The sequence below is a fragment of the Allorhodopirellula solitaria genome, assembly GCF_007859855.1.
Classification (GTDB): Bacteria; Planctomycetota; Planctomycetia; order Pirellulales; family Pirellulaceae; genus Rhodopirellula; species Rhodopirellula solitaria.
In genome coordinates this window covers 757,598-774,500 of the sequence record NZ_SJPK01000001.1, presented here as the reverse complement: position 1 = coordinate 774,500, position 16,903 = coordinate 757,598, and the positions used below count along the sequence as shown (strand labels likewise).

The 16,903-nt window shown below is 59.9% G+C and carries 15 protein-coding genes; 11 read left to right on the top strand and 4 right to left on the bottom strand.

The features are described from left to right. The first annotated feature begins 115 nt into the window (after positions 1-115). From CA85_RS02975 to CA85_RS02960, 4 genes are all read left to right on the top strand, one after another. On the top strand, positions 116-1,273 hold the full coding sequence (locus CA85_RS02975; RefSeq protein ID WP_186774704.1) for a peptidylprolyl isomerase: 1,158 nt from the start codon (positions 116-118) through the stop codon (positions 1,271-1,273). Continuing rightward, a complete protein-coding gene (locus CA85_RS02970) occupies positions 1,270-1,935 on the top strand; it encodes a hypothetical protein (RefSeq protein ID WP_246112441.1) in 666 nt (221 codons plus the stop codon). Before CA85_RS02975 ends, CA85_RS02970 begins: the two co-directional genes overlap by 4 nt. Positions 1,936-2,171: 236 nt before the next feature. Next, complete coding sequence (locus CA85_RS02965; protein WP_146389766.1) at positions 2,172-2,369, top strand: hypothetical protein; 198 nt, start codon at positions 2,172-2,174, stop codon at positions 2,367-2,369. Positions 2,370-2,499: 130 nt separating this feature from the next. Further along, positions 2,500-3,579: a Gfo/Idh/MocA family protein gene (locus tag CA85_RS02960; RefSeq protein ID WP_146389765.1), complete on the top strand. Its 1,080-nt coding sequence runs from the start codon at positions 2,500-2,502 to the stop codon at positions 3,577-3,579. A gap of 245 nt (positions 3,580-3,824) precedes the next feature. On the opposite strand, the gene CA85_RS02955 is transcribed toward CA85_RS02960, so the two are convergent. Continuing rightward, entirely contained in the window at positions 3,825-4,979 is a 1,155-nt protein-coding gene (locus tag CA85_RS02955; RefSeq protein WP_146389764.1) for an LptF/LptG family permease, read from the bottom strand. Positions 4,980-5,138: 159 nt separating this feature from the next. Then, positions 5,139-5,648 (bottom strand): hemerythrin domain-containing protein, encoded by a 510-nt coding sequence (locus tag CA85_RS02950; protein ID WP_146389763.1) that lies wholly within the window; start codon positions 5,646-5,648, stop codon positions 5,139-5,141. A gap of 410 nt (positions 5,649-6,058) precedes the next feature. On the opposite strand from CA85_RS02950, the gene CA85_RS02945 reads away from it, so the two are divergent. Beyond that, positions 6,059-7,246 carry a hypothetical protein gene (locus CA85_RS02945; RefSeq protein WP_246112440.1) on the top strand — a complete coding sequence of 396 codons (1,188 nt, stop codon included), beginning with the start codon at positions 6,059-6,061 and terminating at the stop codon, positions 7,244-7,246. Between the two features lie 153 nt (positions 7,247-7,399). Here the strand turns inward: CA85_RS02945 and CA85_RS02940 are convergent, their stop codons facing one another. Together CA85_RS02940 and CA85_RS02935 are read right to left on the bottom strand one after the other, a co-directional pair. After that, the gene (locus CA85_RS02940; protein WP_246112439.1) at positions 7,400-8,830 is read right to left on the bottom strand and encodes a DUF58 domain-containing protein; all 1,431 of its coding nucleotides are present in this window, start codon (positions 8,828-8,830) and stop codon (positions 7,400-7,402) included. A gap of 10 nt (positions 8,831-8,840) precedes the next feature. After that, positions 8,841-9,860, bottom strand: coding sequence for an AAA family ATPase (locus CA85_RS02935; RefSeq protein ID WP_315852695.1), 1,020 nt, complete (start codon positions 9,858-9,860; stop codon positions 8,841-8,843). A 165-nt stretch (positions 9,861-10,025) separates the two neighbouring features. On the opposite strand from CA85_RS02935, the gene rpmI reads away from it, so the two are divergent. The 6 genes from rpmI (at position 10,026) to CA85_RS02905 (ending at position 16,805) form a co-directional block, all read left to right on the top strand. Beyond that, a complete protein-coding gene (gene rpmI, locus CA85_RS02930; protein WP_146389762.1) occupies positions 10,026-10,232 on the top strand; it encodes a 50S ribosomal protein L35 in 207 nt (68 codons plus the stop codon). A 140-nt stretch (positions 10,233-10,372) separates the two neighbouring features. Then, the gene (rplT, locus tag CA85_RS02925) at positions 10,373-10,744 is read left to right on the top strand and encodes a 50S ribosomal protein L20 (protein WP_146389761.1); all 372 of its coding nucleotides are present in this window, start codon (positions 10,373-10,375) and stop codon (positions 10,742-10,744) included. A gap of 14 nt (positions 10,745-10,758) precedes the next feature. After that, complete coding sequence (pheS, locus tag CA85_RS02920; RefSeq protein WP_146389760.1) at positions 10,759-11,799, top strand: phenylalanine--tRNA ligase subunit alpha; 1,041 nt, start codon at positions 10,759-10,761, stop codon at positions 11,797-11,799. Between the two features lie 58 nt (positions 11,800-11,857). Further along, positions 11,858-13,918, top strand: coding sequence for a phenylalanine--tRNA ligase subunit beta (gene pheT / locus CA85_RS02915; protein ID WP_146389759.1), 2,061 nt, complete (start codon positions 11,858-11,860; stop codon positions 13,916-13,918). 172 nt (positions 13,919-14,090) lie between these two features. Then, positions 14,091-15,404 (top strand): hypothetical protein, encoded by a 1,314-nt coding sequence (locus CA85_RS02910; RefSeq protein ID WP_146389758.1) that lies wholly within the window; start codon positions 14,091-14,093, stop codon positions 15,402-15,404. Positions 15,405-15,530: 126 nt separating this feature from the next. After that, positions 15,531-16,805 (top strand): tyrosine-protein kinase family protein, encoded by a 1,275-nt coding sequence (locus CA85_RS02905; protein WP_246112437.1) that lies wholly within the window; start codon positions 15,531-15,533, stop codon positions 16,803-16,805. Positions 16,806-16,903 lie beyond the last annotated feature (98 nt).

The following is a 16,903-nucleotide window of genomic DNA, read 5'->3' as shown; positions in this document are numbered from 1 at the left end:
TCAATCTGGGCAACCTGGATGCCCGCGATTCTCTGTTGCAATTCTGTGATTGATTCCTCTACAAGCGATTGACGATTCGCTATTATTCGCCTCCTTCCCTGCCATTGGGCCCGCCATGCCCCTGCCACTCCAATTGCCGCTTGCACGCCTGATGGTTGCTGTGATCGTCGTGATGGTTGCTGCGCCCCCAGTATCCGGCCAAGCACTCACTCAGGCTCAGATAGACGAGGCGATGCACGCCAGCCTGCCGACGGATCCGTCCGCGGTCGTGGCGATCGTTGGGCAAAGTTCCATTTTGCTTGGCGAAATCAACCCCCGCATCGAAGCGAGGATCCAGGAGGTCGTTTCCAAAGCCGGTCAAGAGATCCCCGAAGAGCAGATTCAGTTCGCCCGTGTCCGCATGCTCCGCGGGCTCCTCGCTCAAACGATCCAGAGCCGGATGATGCGCGAATCTTTCCTGCTCGACCAAGTCGCAACCCAGACGGCGGAGAAACGCCGTGAAGCCGACAAGAAAATGCAGGCTCAGGCTCGGCAAATGTTCTTCGAATCCGAAGTCCCGGATCTGCGTGAAGAGTATCAAGCGGACTCACTCGCCGATCTCGACGAGAAGCTCCATGCCGAAGCGACGTCGTTGGCTGCCCGCGAGCGGGAGTTCATCGACGCCATGCTCGGGCACGTCTACCTCCAGGGAAAAGTCAATCGCGATCCCCCCATCGCGCTGTCGGAAATCCACGAATACTACGTCACCCACCAGGATGACTTTTACAACGAGTCGCGGGCGAAATGGGAACAGATTACTGTCAAGTTCGCAAATTTTGAAAATCAAAAAGCCGCTTACGATGCGATTTGGGGGATGGGCCGGGAAGCGTTCTTTGGTGGCAACCTGCAAGCGATCGCCCGCGAAAAGAGTCAGGAGCCCTTCGCTAGCGATGGAGGACTCCACGACTGGACCAACCAAGGCGCGCTGGCCTCGCGAGTACTTGACGAACAGATATTCTCCATCCCGACCGGTGAAATGAGTCAGATCATCGAAGACGTGGATGCTTACCACATTATCCGGGTGATCGACCGAGAGCCTGCGGGCGTCACGCCGCTGGCAAAAGTCCAGGAGGATATCCGTAAAATTCTGCAGAAGGAGAAGATCGCCAAGTCTCAGGTCGAAGCGATGGATGAGGTCCGCCGCCGCGTGCCGGTTTGGTCGCTCTTTCCCGAAGACATTCCCGGCGCCAGGCCGCTGCCACAAATCGCCGCCCGACCAACCCAACGCCGATGAAATTGCTTTCCTCGATGCGCGACCGCGAGGCTTCCAGGCTGCCTCTTGGGGGCCTCCACGGCACCACGCTGCTGCTCGCACTCGTAGCGATCCTGCTGCCCGCGGGATGTGGGACGCTGGCCTATCGTTTGACCAGCGACGTGCCGCAGCAATACGTTCCCAACCCGCTTGAACTGCCCGCGGTCGCCGACGATTTTCTGTGGCTGCAAGTTGTCGACACTCTCGATGACTACTTTCGAATCGCGCGGCAGCAACCGGTCGTCAACAGCCAAGGGATCGTGCTCGAAGGAAAAATCGAAACGAGTTACAAAGTCGCTGGCTCGATCTTCCAGCCGTGGCAGAAGGACAACACGACCGGATTCGAACGGCTGCAAAGCACCCTGCAGACGATCCGCCGCCGGGCGATCGTCACCGTCCGCCCCGACGCCGCTGGCTACAGCGTTGAAGTGATCGTGCAGAAGGATCTCGAGGACACCGACCGCACGCAGAATGCGACGGAATCGATCATCGGCACACGCCACGATGGAACGCGAATCAGTCGCGCTGATACGTTCGGCGAAAGCCCCCAAACGCTCGGCTGGATCCCCCTGGGACGCGACACCTCGCTCGAGCAAGCCATCCTGAAGGATATCTTCGGACGCGTGACCCAGCCTGACGGCTAGCGAAACCTGCGCGATCTTCCTGGGGGGCAGCTGCAGTCTCGTGCATGCAATCTGCTGAGCATTGCATGGACCCCAAATGGGGAGGTCGCGGCGTAAACGCTTGCCGTGTCATGGCTTCCGGACAATGGCGAGTGGCCTGCGACAAACTGGCACACCGCGTGCATTCTCATCATCGCCGTCAGGGCATCAGGGATGGTGTCCCTCGCCACCCATTTCACTCGATGAGGATAACGACCATGACACGGATAACTCAAACGCTCTCGCTGATCACCGCGTTGCTCTCGGGCAGTATCTACGACACCGCCGAAGCGAGGCCGCAGAACTCGATCGAAACCAGTTCGCAGATGGTCCGCGGGATCGATTCGAGTGAGGAGGACCTTCGTATCATGGCGGAAGCTCGCATCGCCTTGGGCACGGAACTGAGCAAGCGCTGAACCCCGGCAGGGTGCGCCGCCGAACTGCAAAATCCCTGCCGCTCGCCGACGGGTGTGGTAAACTGATTCGTGATACTCTCCATCACCGACCATGGACACGATCAGGAGCGGCGCATTGCCGGGAACTATCATGAACGAGCGATTGAAAGTCGCGGGCATCAATTTCGATCATTTCCATATGGGCGATCTACTGCGGATGGCTTTTGAGCACCGCGATGTGGACCTGGTGGGAATTTGTGATGAGGACCCTGGGCGCATGCGGGAGGCCCGTCAGGCATTCGAGATTCCTGAGGAGAATGTCTTCACCGATCACGCGCAGTTGCTTGAAACTGCCCAGCCCGATTTGGTGATCCTTTGCCCGGCGGCCTCGACGCATGGTGAGTGGGTCGAGCGCGTGGCGCCCTATGGTTGTCACATCCTTGTCGAAAAACCGTTCGCGGCCTCCCTCGCCGAAGCGGATCGAATGATCGCTGCCTGCGAGGCGTCGGGCAGCCGGCTAGCGATTAACTGGCCATTGGCCTGGATGCCCTGTCATCGGACCGCGAAGCGATACGTTGATGAAGGGCATATTGGGGATCTTCTCGAGGTCCACTACCACGGCGGCAACCGCGGTCCTTTGTTCCACGGGGCGGATAAGGTGGAGCGCACGCCAGAGGAGATTGCTCAAGAGAAATCCGAGAGCTGGTTCTACAAAAAGAGCCAAGGTGGAGGTTCGCTATTGGACTACCTGGGCTACGGGACGACCCTGGGCACCTGGTTCATGAACGGACGGCGTCCGCTTGAGGTTACGACCATGGTCGATGCCTCCGTGGGGCTCGAGGTGGACGAACACAGCATTACGATTGCCAAGTACGCCAGTGGGTTGTCAAAATTCGAAACTCGCTGGGGGTTGTATACCGATCCTTGGACCCACCAGCCGCACCCCAAAACCGGATTCGTTCTCGTTGGTACCCGCGGCACGATCGCCAGTCGCGATTATAGCACCCGCATTCACTGGCAGAATGAATGGTGTCCCGCTGGCGAATGGGAAGACACCGATACGCTGGCGCCTCCCTACCAAAATCCGGTGCAGTACATGGTGCACGCGATCTGCAACGATGAGCCGATCGAAGGTCCTCTGTCGGTAGAGATCAGTCGCATCGGCCAACAGATCGTCGACTCCGCAGTACTCAGTGCGAACGAAGGCAAGACTGTGGCTCTGGTGGAGTAAGGTTCGGTTGGGGCTCCCATGATCCTTAGCTCAGACGGGCGGAGCCGTCTGGCTACATTGCGGAGGGATTCACGGTATTTGAGACTGGTGGTGACAGCGGATCGGGTGCTGGCGAGCCGAGCCGCTCGGTTGATCACCCGCAAAGACCAGATCCCCTGTCAGCTTGTCTGACAGGAATCCCGGTTTTGAGATTAGAAAACAGGAGCGTTCACCCTGCCCCCATGAGAGCAATCATCCGCCACCCGCTAAACCCGCTGGACGGCTCGGAACCGCACGTAGGCCAGTGGTGCGACCACCAGCAGCGGAACCCAGGCGGCGATGCCGGGTGTGAATAGCGTGCCGCTGCCGCCGAGAGCCCCGGCCAACGTTTTCAAAGCGAAGAACGCCAGGACCATGCCCACGGCGGATCCGATCAATACAAAAATCTTGCGACCACGGGCGTTAACGACCAGCGGTAAAACCAACATCACGAGAGCAAAATCGAGAGGAGCGCGCACGATCCGCTCGTGAACCTGGGTCTGCAGCGTCAAGCTGCTGTGGACCGCTGAGTTGCGGACTCGTCCGCTGAGTTCCCACACCGAGGCGAGGCGCGTTGCGGTGTCCTGGGTTTGAAGCATATTGGGGTGAACCGTCGTCGCGACAAAGCATTCGTCCGCGTTCAGCCAGTCCTGGTCGGCCGACGTCAGCAATACCGGTTGATCACCTCGGCGTGCCGACGCGATCGTACCGATCGACTCGGGGCGTTTCACTTCTCGCAGTAAATATCCGGACACCGGTGGCGCCGCGGCAGCGTCTTCGCTGGCGTCCATCCATACCGCTTCTCGGGCGATTAGGATGTCGCCAAACCCCGCGTATTCGCTGTCGATTCGAAAGTTGGGTTTTTCGATGATGCGAGCCTTCGTTTCCAGTTGAGCTCCTTCGATCAGGATGCCAGCGAATCGATCGAATGTCGGGCGGACGGCTTGCTCAATCTCGCCATTGAGGTCTTCCGCTTCCATCGTCAGTGAGCTGCGAAATTGGGGGATCACACATTCGCGGCAGGCCAATTGTGCCGAAATGATCACCAGCGACGCGACGATCATCGGTCGAAAAATGCGCCCGTGAGAGATGCCAGCCGAAAGTGTAGCGGTGAGTTCACCTGTCCGTCGCAGCCAGCCCACGGTGAACAGGAACGACATGAGCGTGATAATTGTGCCGGTCATATCGAACAGCAGAATCAGATAGGGCCCGTAGAACCGCACCAGCACCGAGGGCAGGCTCTCGCCGGTGTCCGTCAGCGCCACCAGATCATCGATCGCGGTGAACGCGTGAAAGACAATAAAGATCCCAGCAAGAGAGAGAAAGCACACCAGCACCGTGCGAAGGAACAGAATCAGGATATAGCGGTCGATCTTCGTCACAGCGTGAAAGCTCGAAAGCGTGGAGTCGCAGGGGGCGTGTCGGCTCAGGCGGCGCGTTGGCTCACGCGGCGCATCGGCAACCCTTCGTAGCCCGCCGAGCCTGTCCACCGCAAGTCGACTTGCGTGCTTTTACTCGTCCGCTGATGCCAAAGACGGCGCTCAGTCGCCGACCCCGATGTCCTCTTCGAGCGCATCGAGGATCAATTTTAACTCTGCTTCCTCATGCTCGTGAAACTGCACGAGAAACGTTTCGAGTCGATTCAGGATTTTCTCCTGTGCCGTGGTGACTTCCGGCGTCGTGCCCTCGATCGGGGCGTCGCCGGTGTGGGCGTCGGCTGCCGCCTCGGCCAGGTGCCGAGCTTCCTCGAACAGGACCGGGTGTTGAGACCGCAACCGATCCGCCGTGAGCGACAATTCGGCCTCGGTGCCGAGAGCTTCGTCGAAGTACCCGTAGGCTTCCTCCAGCCCGAAGTGAAGGGCCAGCTGGTCACGCAGGTCGGCCAGCAAGGTTAGCAATTCGGACCAATGATTGGCGGCTGCCTCGCGGGGTTGCGTGATCACCCGTACGCGATCGATCAATATCTTCAAATCACGATTGTCGTCCTTGATGTCTTTCAGAAAAGCGGCATTGACCGTTAAACGACGAGAGGGATCAGCGGAGCGAGACATCGAATTTTCCTGCCTTGGATGAAGTAAGAACTTGCCAGCCCTTTTCTATGACAGAATCAGCCGTTTGGGCAAGAGTGCCACGGGTGCCGAAAAAATCAAAACCTACCGACAAGTACTTCGAAACATATGCTCGAGTATACCTGATTTTTAGAGCGAAAGTCAGGTGATGCTGTGGCTCTCGCCAAGCCCTTTCGCCATTCCTCGAGCGACGCGGTCCCACCCGCACGAGTAACCAATCGGTCCGCAGTTGACGCCGCCGCGCCGTTCGGACGGCGGCCAAAACTCGGTCTTCGGCTGCACTTGATTCGGCCGCTCTGATTTTGGTAGCTCACGACTAGATGTCCGAATCTCTCTGCACCGTCTCGGGTTCTCCTGGGGCCGTGACAACCGACCGCAGGAAAGCCGTTTCCATGATCAAGACGCCAATGTGCCGAATGCTTTTTAACCGATCGATCGCATTGCTTGCTCTGCTCGCTACGACGAGCGTGATGCCCGCGGCGCGGGGTGATGGACCGTCGCTGTTGCGAATGTTCCAGCGGGGCAACCATACCGTGGAGGCCGATGGATCAAAATCCTATCAGCTTACGACCGAAGATGGCCCGTGGATGATTTTGGCTCATACGTTCGTGGGAGCAGGATCGGGCGAACGTGCCGAGCGGCTGGCACTCGAGATCCGCCGTGAATTGAACCTGCCGGCATTCGTGTTTGAAGAGGACTTCGATTTTTCGGGCGAGGTCAATCCAGGCTCGGCGGTCCAGCGTGCAGGAGGGGCTCGCAATAGTCGCCGAATGCGTTATCAAAACCAGATCCGGTACAAGGCCCACGCTGTTTTAGTGGGTGAATACGACAGCTCCGAGCACCCACGCATCGATTCCGACCTCGAGCGGGTCAAAACCGCCTCCTGTGCGGTCTTTCAAGACAAGAAGGAGATGGCTGCTGAAACCGATTTCCGCAACCCCGTTACCGCTGTTAAAGCGCTCCACCATCGCTTGGCCGAGAAGTTTGCCGACAAGGAACGTGGCCCTATGGGCAACGCGTTCTTGACCCGCAACCCGATGCTGCCCGAGGACTTCTTTCAATCGCCTGAGGTCGACTCTTTCGTACGCAGTCTCAACGACGATAAACCCAATAGCCTGCTTAACTGCGAAGGCAAGTACACAGTCGTGGTCCGTACCTTCACCGGATTCAATACGATTGTCGATGGCAAGAAGGAGAAGGGGTTTCAACCCAGCGGGAAACGGATGCTCCAGTGCGGTGTCGACGCTCACAAGATGGTCGCTCTCCTGCGAGCTGAGGGCGTCGAGGCCTATGAGTTCCACGATCGAGCACAATCTCTCGTCACCATCGGCAGCTTCGATTCACTTGGACGTGAACTGCCCGGAGGTGGATTCGAGTATGCACCCGAGATTCAGCGTGTGATGAATGAGTACCGCGCTTTCAATATCGACCCCAGCCTTGCTGATCATGTCAAACACCAGACGACGCAGGGCATCCCCGTGAAGTGTGTCGCGGAGAAGTTCCCCTTCGACGTCGAGCCGTTGCCCATTGCGGTTCCCAAGGCCAGCAAGCGAAGCCTGTACGGCGCCATGAGCCGCTGATTGGTAGCCGAGGAGATCGGGCCGCGTTTTAAGTTGCGTTTTTGCCAGCGTTTGCAATGCCATCACCCTCCTCAAACGAAGTTTGGGGAGCTGCGCCGAGCATGAACGGGATTCGCTGCGGATCGATTACGGCATTCCGTTGCCAAAGGCTCGCTAGCGCACCACCTGTTCACGACAGACATCTCGGACGCTGTCTCGATCGAGCAGGTGGGATACGTGAATTTTTTCCGCCAAGAGCGGCGCGGCCAGGCGGGTGTACTCATCGATGCTGTCGGCGTTGAGCACGACGGCAACGGCCCACCCGCGACGGGACAAGCCCACCAGCGAGGCGACGGTCTCGGGCGGCGCCTCTTGCATGATCACTAGCAAGGTCGTTTCGCTGGAGAGCCTCGGTTCGGTATCGATCAGGAACTCCGATAGCGTCAGCCCATCGGTTCGCTCGATCCTCGCCAACGTGCGGGTGATCTCCTTGAGGTGCTGTGGGCCGCGGTCGACGTCGATCAGCACCGGCCGCAGCCGATCGCTTTTGCGCCGCATCGCCGTAGCGCTGCCCACGGAATTTCGCATGGGGAAAAAGTCACCGATGCGATGGTCTCCGCGAAACCCTTCGCTGCGCACGCGGTCGGCCGCGTCGCGGCCGTTGGTCGCCAGGCCAAACGGTTCGCCAGCTTCGAGGAGGGCTGCAGCAATCGACACCGCCGCAGTCACGCTCAGGTCGGTACGTAGGGGCTCGTGGCGGTCCGGGTTGGTCGCAACGTGCAGGTCGATCACGATGGTGGCACCGATGACGGACGACGGCTCGTAGATCTTGGTGTGCAGGGTGCCCGTTCGCGCGGTGGCGGCCCAGTGGACGCTTCGCATCGGGTCGCCGATCTGCCACTGGCGGATGCCCCGAATGCGGGTTGGGTCAGGCATGACATTGGCGCGGATGCGTATCTCTCCCATCGGACGGCGTGATCCAATGTCGTAATTGGATATCAGCTCGATACGCGGTAACACCGTGATGAACAGGGGAGGTGTCCCCAACCGGTAGCGGCGAAACATGCCTGCTGGATCACCGGTCTCGAGCACGGTAGGGCCGATTTGATAGTAGCCTCGGCGACGACAATGGACGCTGTAGCGAAGGTGTTTCGTCTGCCCCGGCAGCAGCGCCAGTACTGCCAATCGCGGCCCCTCGACGGTTAGCGGCATCACGCGGGTTCGCGATACCAAGTCTTCGTGCTCCTTGACTTCCACGGTAGCGGCACGCGGCAACAGATCTTCGGCGAGCACCCATGCGACAGGCAATCGCCCGGTGTTGGTCACCGCGACACAAATCGGCACGCGCGAGCCGACTAGTACCTCAATGTCACGGCCGCTCTCGGGAAGCTCCTCGCGGTGAGCAGTCACGGTGAGCGACCACTGCGAGGAAACGTACGCCCCCAAGGCAACGACCATCGCGACCGCCATCGCTGCAATCATCCACAACCCAGCACCCGCGATCATGCCGAGCACCAGTAGCACGGCAGCACAAGCGATGGCGGTGAACCAAGGCGAACCTTGCGGTGGGGGGCTGGCCGCGGCTGAGCGAGGGGGAGCGTTCACGGGGACAATATCACGCCTGGATCGTCGGCACGGCGATGTCGCCGAGCACCTGCTCGAGCACCTTCTCCGTTGTCAGCTTTCGCAGCCTGCTTTCGGGTCGCAGGATCAGCCGGTGGTTCATGACCGGGGCGAGAATCTTTTTGACATCATCGGGCAGCACGAAGTTTCGCCCGCGGATAGCCGCCATCGCCTGCGAACAGCGAAACAGGGCAATCGTCGCACGCGGGCTGCCGCCGAGGGCGAGATGCTCGTTGTCGCGAGTTTGGTGGACGACCTGCAGCAAATACTGCTGCACGCGTGGATCGACATGGACCTCGCGGATGGCGGCTTGAGCGGCGACCAATTGCTCCGCCGTCGCCACCGCTTCGAGTGAATCGACGGGGTGGCTGCGCTGCAACATCGAGAGCATCCGCAGTTCTTCATCGAGCGTGGGGTAGCCGAGCGAGAACCGCATCAAGAAACGATCGAGCTGCGCCTCGGGCAGTGGAAACGTGCCCTCGTGATCCACTGGGTTCTGGGTCGCGATGACCAGGAACGGTGGTTTCAAGGTGTAGGTCTTTCCATCGACCGTCACGCGGCCCTCGGCCATCGCTTCGAGCAGGGACGCCTGGGTTCGTGGTGTCGCCCGGTTGATCTCGTCGGCAAGCAGGATCTGCGTAAAGACCGGGCCAGGACGGAATTCGAATTCAGACGTCTTCTGGTTGAAGATCGACGTGCCGGTGACATCCGAAGGCAAGAGGTCGGGGGTGCACTGCACCCGTTTGAATTGGCAGCCGAGACTTTTTGCCAAAGCCCGGGCCAACATCGTCTTGGCGACCCCGGGGACATCTTCGAGCAAAATGTGTCCGCCGCTGAGCCAGGCGACGAGGGACAGGATCAATTGTTTGCGTTTTCCCACGATCGCGTGCTCGACATTGCCGATAACCCGTTTGGCGATCTCAGCGACTTGAGCCACGTCGGCTTCCACGGGCGGGGGCGATGCCTGAGCGGCGGGGGGGGACGAGGGGTTCAACGAGTTCACTCTCACCATATGAGGGATTGGCAACCGACCGTGCTATCATAACTCAACCCAGTTCCCGCTGCTGCATTGCAACACTGCGACAACCCCCTGGTGAATGCGGCCCGACTTCGCTATCATCCGCCCGAAATCACGCGTTTTGCGAATTGAACACACCCCACCATTGATGGATTTAAAATGGGCAACAAAGTCAAGACCCACAAGGGCACCAAAAAACGATTTCGCCTCAGTGCGAACGGCAAAGCCATGCACCGGCAAAGTGGTACGAGCCACTTGGCCAAAGGCTTGAGCAAGAAACGACGCCGCAATCTGCGCGGCACCACGTCCTTGGACACATGCATGGAACCCACCATTCATGCGGCCCTGAACGGCTACAGCAACTAAACACTCGTCACTCACTGAAACCATCCCCCGCTTAGGAAATCGCCCGGCAACTCGATTGGGCAAAACTTCGGCATCTGCTTGCCGGGGCCTGAATCGAGACTCGGCAATGACTGAATCTCTTCCACAAGGAATTTCGAAAGATGCGTACACGTAAAGGTGCCGCCCGGACACAAGCTAAAAAACGTCTGTTCAAACGTGCAAAAGGCTATGTCGGCGGTCGTGGGTCACTGACCCGATCGGTCAAAGAGACCCTGCTCCGCAGCGGAGCGTATGCGTTCCGCGATCGCCGGGTGCGAAAACGCGAATTCCGCAAATTGTGGATTATCCGAATCAATGCCGCCGTGAAGATGCACGACTTGCGATACAGCGAGTTCATCTTCGGCCTGAAGAAAGCCAATATCGGGTTGGATCGGAAATCGCTCTCGGAAATGGCGATCCACGATCCCGCTGGATTCAAGGATGTCTGCGATGCGGTGAAGTCCGCATTGGCTGCCGAAACGCAAACCGCGTAAGGCCCGCTCTCGCCATGTCGCTGCAGAATTTCCTCCGTCGCTTGGATGAACTCCAGAGCGACGCTGAATCCGCATTCACAGGTGCATCGGACTCCGATGCGCTCGAGCAGGCACGCGTCGCGTTCTTGGGTGCCAAGAACGGTCAGTTCAAAGACGTGCAGAAAATGCTCGGCGGCATTGAGTCGAGCGACAAGCGGGCCGCTGGCATGCGGCTCAATGAAGTCAAGAATGCAATCAATAAGGCCTTTGAGCAAGCTCAAGGGTCTGTCGGTGGTGGCGGCGACGCTCAGATCGATGCGACATTCGACCCCTCCCTACCAGGCACACGCCCCACTCTCGGGCACGTCCATCCGATCACCCAAACGATCGACCATCTCACCGAGATCATGGGACGGATGGGCTTCGAAGTCGCCGAAGGGCCGGAGGTCGAGGACCCGTGGCATAATTTTGTCTCACTGAATATCCCCGAAGACCACCCCGCTCGCGATCCGCTGGATAACTTTTACTTGGCCACGGCCAGCGTCAATGACTCCGATCGTTCCAGCGAAACCGGCGAAGGTCAACGGTTGCTCCGCAGCCAAACGAGCACGGTGCAGATTCGTGTGATGAAATCGGACGAACCGCCGATTCGAATCATTTCGCTGGGCCGCGTCTATCGTCCCGATGCGCCCGACGCGACCCACTTCCCGATGTTCCATCAAATGGAAGGTTTGCTGGTCGATCGCAACGTCACGATGGCAAACCTAAAGACTGTGCTCCGCGTCTTCGCCAACAACTACCTCGGCGATGACGTCGAAATCCGCTTCCGCCCCTCGTTCTTCCCGTTCACCGAACCCAGCGTTGAAGTTGACTTTTTGTGGAACGGTACCTGGATCGAATTCGGGGGCGCTGGCATGGTCGACCCGAACGTTTTTAAAGCGGTGGGCTATGACCCGGAAAAAATCAGCGGTTTTGCTTTCGGTTTGGGAGTCGAACGTCTCTGCATGAGACGCCATGGCATTACCGATATTCGGGATTTCTATAGCGGCGACCTGCGGTTCCTCCAGCAGTTCTAAAGCGAGCGGCAGGTGAACTCCCACTCTCTTTCTTCCTTTCCTCTCCAGCACGCTCCCCATGCTCGTCACGCTATCTTGGTTGTCGCAGTACGTTGACCTCACGCTCTCGCACGATGAGTTGGTGGATCGATTGAGCCTCTCGGGACTCAACCACGAAGGCAGCGAAACGGTTGATGGGGAAACAGTCATCGACTTGGAAGTGACCAGCAATCGCGGTGACTGCCTCGGTCACATCGGCGTCGCTCGCGAGATCGCCGTCCTGACCGAGCAAAAGCTCAAGCTGCCCAAGGTTCACTTTGACGAGTCGAGCGTGAAGGTGCAGGATCTGCTCGAGGTCGTCAATGAATTCCCTACCGCCTGCACTCGCTACACGGCCCGTGTGATTCAGGGTGTGACAGTAGGTGAGAGCCCCGAATGGATGCAGCAGGCACTGCGGTCCGTTGGCATCGGAGTGGTCAACAATGTCGTCGACGCGACGAACTACGTGATGCTCGAGTGCGGCCAACCGCTACACGCCTTCGATGCGTCCGCCGTCAGCGGGAACAAGATCGTGGTGCGGCCCGGTCGACAAAAGGAAATGCTACAGGCGATCGATCACCGCGACTATGAATTGACACCACAGACCTGCGTGATTGCCGACGCCGACGCGCCTCTGGCGGTTGCCGGCGTGATGGGCGGCGCGAGCAGCGAGGTGTCCGATCGTACCAGCGATGTGATCATTGAAGCCGCTGATTTCACTCCGTTGGCCGTGCGGCGGACGGCGCGCCGATTGAAACTGCATAGCCCCTCGTCGTTCCGCTTCGAGCGACGCGTCGACCCGCGAGGGATCGATTGGGCGAGCCGCCGCGTCTGTCAACTGATCACTGAGATCGCCGGCGGATCGGTCGCTTCCGGAGTCATCGATACAGCGGAGGGGATTGCCGATCGCGATCCGATCATCCTGCGGCTTTCGCAGTTGTCCCGGGTGCTGGGGATTGAGATCGAATCAGAAACGGTTCAACGAATCCTCTCAGGTTTGGGCTGCCGAGTGGACGGCTCGCACGGCGACGGCGGTGCGGAGTCGAACAGCCTGCAGTGCGTGCCGCCGACGTGGAGGCATGACCTGACTCGTGAAGTGGACCTGATCGAGGAAGTCGCACGGATCCATGGCTACGACCAGATCCCCGAGGATGCCCCGATCCCGGTCGCACCGAGCAGCAAGCGTCCCTTCGATGCGGCGATGTCGCGACTCCGCGGCGTGCTGACCTCGGCCGGGCTGAGCGAGGCGATGACGCCGAGCGTGGTGACCAAGAAGCTCGATGTTTCGCTGTCACCGTGGACCGATCGACCCGCGATGCAGACGCGCACGGCAATGCTTGAAGGCTCCCGGCGACTGCGGCGATCGTTGATCCCAAGCCTGCTGCAGAGCCGCGCCGCGAACTGGGCCTCGGCTTCCCTGCATGCGGATCTGTTCGAGATCGCCCACGTGTACTTGCCCCCAGAAAACAGCGACGACGCCGAGGCCTTGCCCGCGGAAAATTATCACGTCGGCATGGTCATGGGCGAGGATTTCTTTGCCGCCAAAGGGACCATCGAAACCGTCCTCGGGCGCCTCGGCATCCGCGGGAAACTCCGCGTCGAGACGGTCGAGCGGGATGGATTCGCAGCGGGCGGTTGCGTTGCGATGACGCTCGATGGTGGCCAGAGCAACGAGGTGATCGGATACCTTGGTATCCTCGATGAGTCGCTCGTGCGGTCTTGGAAGCTGCCTGGCACCGTCGTGGCTGCGGAACTCTCTGCAGATCGCTTGGTAGAACTGTCGCACCTCGTCCCGCAGCAGCAAGCCGTCAGCGCGTTCCCTTCGGTTCTGCGGGATTTGAACTTGGTCCTGCCTGAAGCGGTTCGCTGGGACGCACTCGCGGGAGTCATCCGGTCTGCTGCTGATGAGAGATTGACCGACCTGGCGTATCAGGAAACCTATCGCAATGAAAAGCAAGACGGTCCTGAGCGAAAACGCGTGCTCTTTTCGATGGAGCTGCAGAGCTTGACCGGGACGCTCAGTGGCACCGATGCCGACGGTATTGTCGAGAATATCGTTACCGCGTGCGAGAAACAGCTCAGCGCCGTCTTGATGCGTTGAGTTCTCGTTTGCACCCTGCACTGGAAATTTTGCTCGGTTTCATCTTGTCGCGGGTGCTCTGGATTGGCTATCCCGGAAAATCCTCGACTTCCACGCGCTAGCGATCAAGTTGGCCGCGCTGCGAAGGAGGAGATCGTCAACTCGATCCGATTCAACATGCAGGGATGCCAAGATGACGCTCGCGTCTGATACCAGAAAGACTTCTCCCGACAATTCCGGAGCACCGTCCTCACACCGAGAGAAAAACTCTCGGCCCGAATTGTCGCCGCCCACGCTGCTGCGTTTGCCCCATCTGAATCCGGAGGTGGCTCCAGCGAAGGTGTCCGAACCGTCTGCGGTCGAGCCCTCTCGGCGAGAGGCGTCCCCACAAGAAGCGCAGCCACCAGGGACGCAGGCGACGAGGATTCATGCTGCTCACGATTCAAAACCCGCCCGGCCCCACCTCCGCGAGGCGACCCCCGCGGACAAGCAAGCCAGCCCCGGCAACCAAGCCACAATCGGCAAGCAAGCCACAGGCGGCAAGCAAGCCACAGGCGGCAAGCAAGCCACAGTCGAGCGATCTGCCGAGTCATCAGCTGGGCCTCGCCAGAGCATGGTCGAGCTAGCACGCAAGTCGGGAGTTCAAGCCTCGGCATTGGTCGATCGATTCGCGACCCGCAAAACGCTCTCAGCCGCCCTCATCTTGGTCGCAGCCGCTGCGATCTGGATGCCCCGTCCGGGTGGTGCGAAAAACGAGCAGTTCGACGCGGAGCTGGCCGAACTCGAGTCACTCGGAAGCTTGGACTCTTTCGCGATCTCCGATGGTCACAAGCAAGAATCCATCACTCCGCCTGCACCTTCGCACCAGCAGCCGCCAGAACAGCTCGCGACCGTCGGGACTCCCATTGCCCAACCGAGCGACCAGAACATTGCCGCAGAGGTCCCGGAAGCTCGCGGTGAGATGGCCTCGATGAAGACGTCCATTGAGTCGGTTTCCCACAAGACAGTCAGCCACCCGAAAGCAGCGAGCGATCACCCGCTCGATCCGCTGGCCTCGGCTGCCAACGATGAAATTCGCCGCATGGACGCGTCCTACGCCGATCTGCCATCGGTCGCGGCCATGGACACTGCCGCCATGGACACTGCAGCGAAGGCCGACGGTACGCCCGTGTCCCCAGGTTCTGCCGCGGAATCCTCCGAGAACAGCATCCCTGTCCTCGTTGAAAGCCGCACCCCCAATCCAATTCGCAACTGGGCAGACTACCTGCCATCGGTCGATGCCGAGCCGGGAGGACAGAGCCTCGCGGCCGCCAATGGAACAGCCGCGGGGAACACTCCGTCGGCTGCGACCGCCAGTGAACCGGACGCCGTCATGACAACTGGATCGCCGGTTGCTCCTGATTTCGGGTTCGCCTTACCCAGCGACGAACAGCTGCAGGCAGCGGACACCCGGCTGGCCATGCCCGCCGGCGAGGCGACAGCTCAGGAATCGATGGGAATCCACTAGAGACTGTTGATTGAGTAACCCGACGCGAAGCGAGACGCAACGTTCGGATACCCGCCGATGCGTCGGGTTATGACTTGCCCTTCATTTTCTCAAAATCTATCCGACGCTAACCTACCGAGACCGCTCATGTCATCCTCCCACAACGCGCCGCAAACAGTGGAACAAGGCACTCCCGCTGAGAGGGCGGCTCAATCGCTTCGCGAACGGATTGGACAGGAGAACGTGTCGCAGTCCAGCGTGTTGGCGTCTCGGCGATTGGACGAAGCTCTGCAGCGACTCGAGCGCGCCCGGGCGCCGCGGCGAAAGACGCAGCCGCCCGTCGAGCCAGCGGCAGGTGTGCCCGAGCCGGCGGCACGAATGCCCGAGCCAGCGGCGCATATGCCCGAGCCGGTGAGTCACACGCCATGCGAGACGCCTGCACCGGAGAAACCGGAAGCTTCGCGTCGTCCGCCTGAAGAGACGCCGGATCGAGCCGCTACTGCAGCGCACTGTGGTGAGATGTCTGACGATGCGATCGAAGCGATGTTTGCACAGCCGATCGACGTGATGATCCTGTCGACGACCGCCAAGATTCCAGACTCCTCCGATCGAAAACCAGAACCCAATGCGGTCCCCGAACCGGAGCCGATGCTCATTCAGGACCAACCGGAGCCCGTCGGCGAGCCCCCGGTGGAGATAAAGGCCGAGACGAAAGAGAACCCCACGCCGGACATGAAGGCATCGGTGCCGCCCAACGCGGCCACCCAAGCACCGACTGGCGTCTCGCTGCGAGAATTCGCTGCTGCGTGGCAGGTCGACGAATTCATCGTCCCCAGCACGATTGAGAAACTTTTCCTGACCGACTCGGTCGCCGAACAGCTGGCGCGGCAGTTAGCCGAGGCCCGGACTGACGGCTTGCGTACGATCGCGATCACCAGTGCCACAGAACGCGAGGGCCGGTCGACGGTCGCGCTGGGCTTGGCCCTCAGTATCGCCTTCTCCGGGATTCGGGTCGCACTTGTCGATGCCGACCCCGCAGGGGTCAAAATCGCATCGGAACTGCAGCTCGACCTCGATCATAGCTGGCCCGAAGCGATCCGTTCACAAACCGCGATCGAGGAAGTCGCCGTCGCCTCACAAGCCGACTCATTGACACTGCTGCCACTCCTTGATCGGGATGCCGAGACAGGGTTCGCAGACGCTGAACTCGAAAAGGCATTGTTACGGCTCCGCCAATCCTTCGACATGATCGTCGTCGATTGTGGGGCGTCAGCGGTCAGCCGAAGCGCACTATGCGGTACGGCATTGATCGTCCGCGACACCCAGCGCGCCTCGGGATCCGATGAAGTCGCCGCGCTCACCCAAGCCCTCCACGATCAGGGTGTACGCGGGGTGGGCGTGATCGAGAATTTTTGTCGCTAAAAGTCGTGGCGGTTCTCGAGCGACTATGTGGCTCGCTATTTAGCAAGATCACAATCGCTCAGCGATCGCCATCCTTCTCATGTGCGACCAATGGCTCA

Coding starts and splice junctions, on each gene's coding strand:
- pheT (WP_146389759.1), top strand. CDS start 11,858: ATGCTCGTCACGCTATCTTGGTTGTCGCAGTACGTTGACCTCACGCTC.
- pheS (WP_146389760.1), top strand. CDS start 10,759: ATGTCGCTGCAGAATTTCCTCCGTCGCTTGGATGAACTCCAGAGCGAC.
- rplT (WP_146389761.1), top strand. CDS start 10,373: ATGCGTACACGTAAAGGTGCCGCCCGGACACAAGCTAAAAAACGTCTG.
- rpmI (WP_146389762.1), top strand. CDS start 10,026: ATGGGCAACAAAGTCAAGACCCACAAGGGCACCAAAAAACGATTTCGC.
- CA85_RS02970 (WP_246112441.1), top strand. CDS start 1,270: ATGAAATTGCTTTCCTCGATGCGCGACCGCGAGGCTTCCAGGCTGCCT.
- CA85_RS02975 (WP_186774704.1), top strand. CDS start 116: ATGCCCCTGCCACTCCAATTGCCGCTTGCACGCCTGATGGTTGCTGTG.
- CA85_RS02935 (WP_315852695.1), bottom strand. CDS start 9,860: ATGGTGAGAGTGAACTCGTTGAACCCCTCGTCCCCCCCCGCCGCTCAG.
- CA85_RS02945 (WP_246112440.1), top strand. CDS start 6,059: ATGATCAAGACGCCAATGTGCCGAATGCTTTTTAACCGATCGATCGCA.
- CA85_RS02910 (WP_146389758.1), top strand. CDS start 14,091: ATGACGCTCGCGTCTGATACCAGAAAGACTTCTCCCGACAATTCCGGA.
- CA85_RS02965 (WP_146389766.1), top strand. CDS start 2,172: ATGACACGGATAACTCAAACGCTCTCGCTGATCACCGCGTTGCTCTCG.
- CA85_RS02905 (WP_246112437.1), top strand. CDS start 15,531: ATGTCATCCTCCCACAACGCGCCGCAAACAGTGGAACAAGGCACTCCC.
- CA85_RS02960 (WP_146389765.1), top strand. CDS start 2,500: ATGAACGAGCGATTGAAAGTCGCGGGCATCAATTTCGATCATTTCCAT.
- CA85_RS02950 (WP_146389763.1), bottom strand. CDS start 5,648: ATGTCTCGCTCCGCTGATCCCTCTCGTCGTTTAACGGTCAATGCCGCT.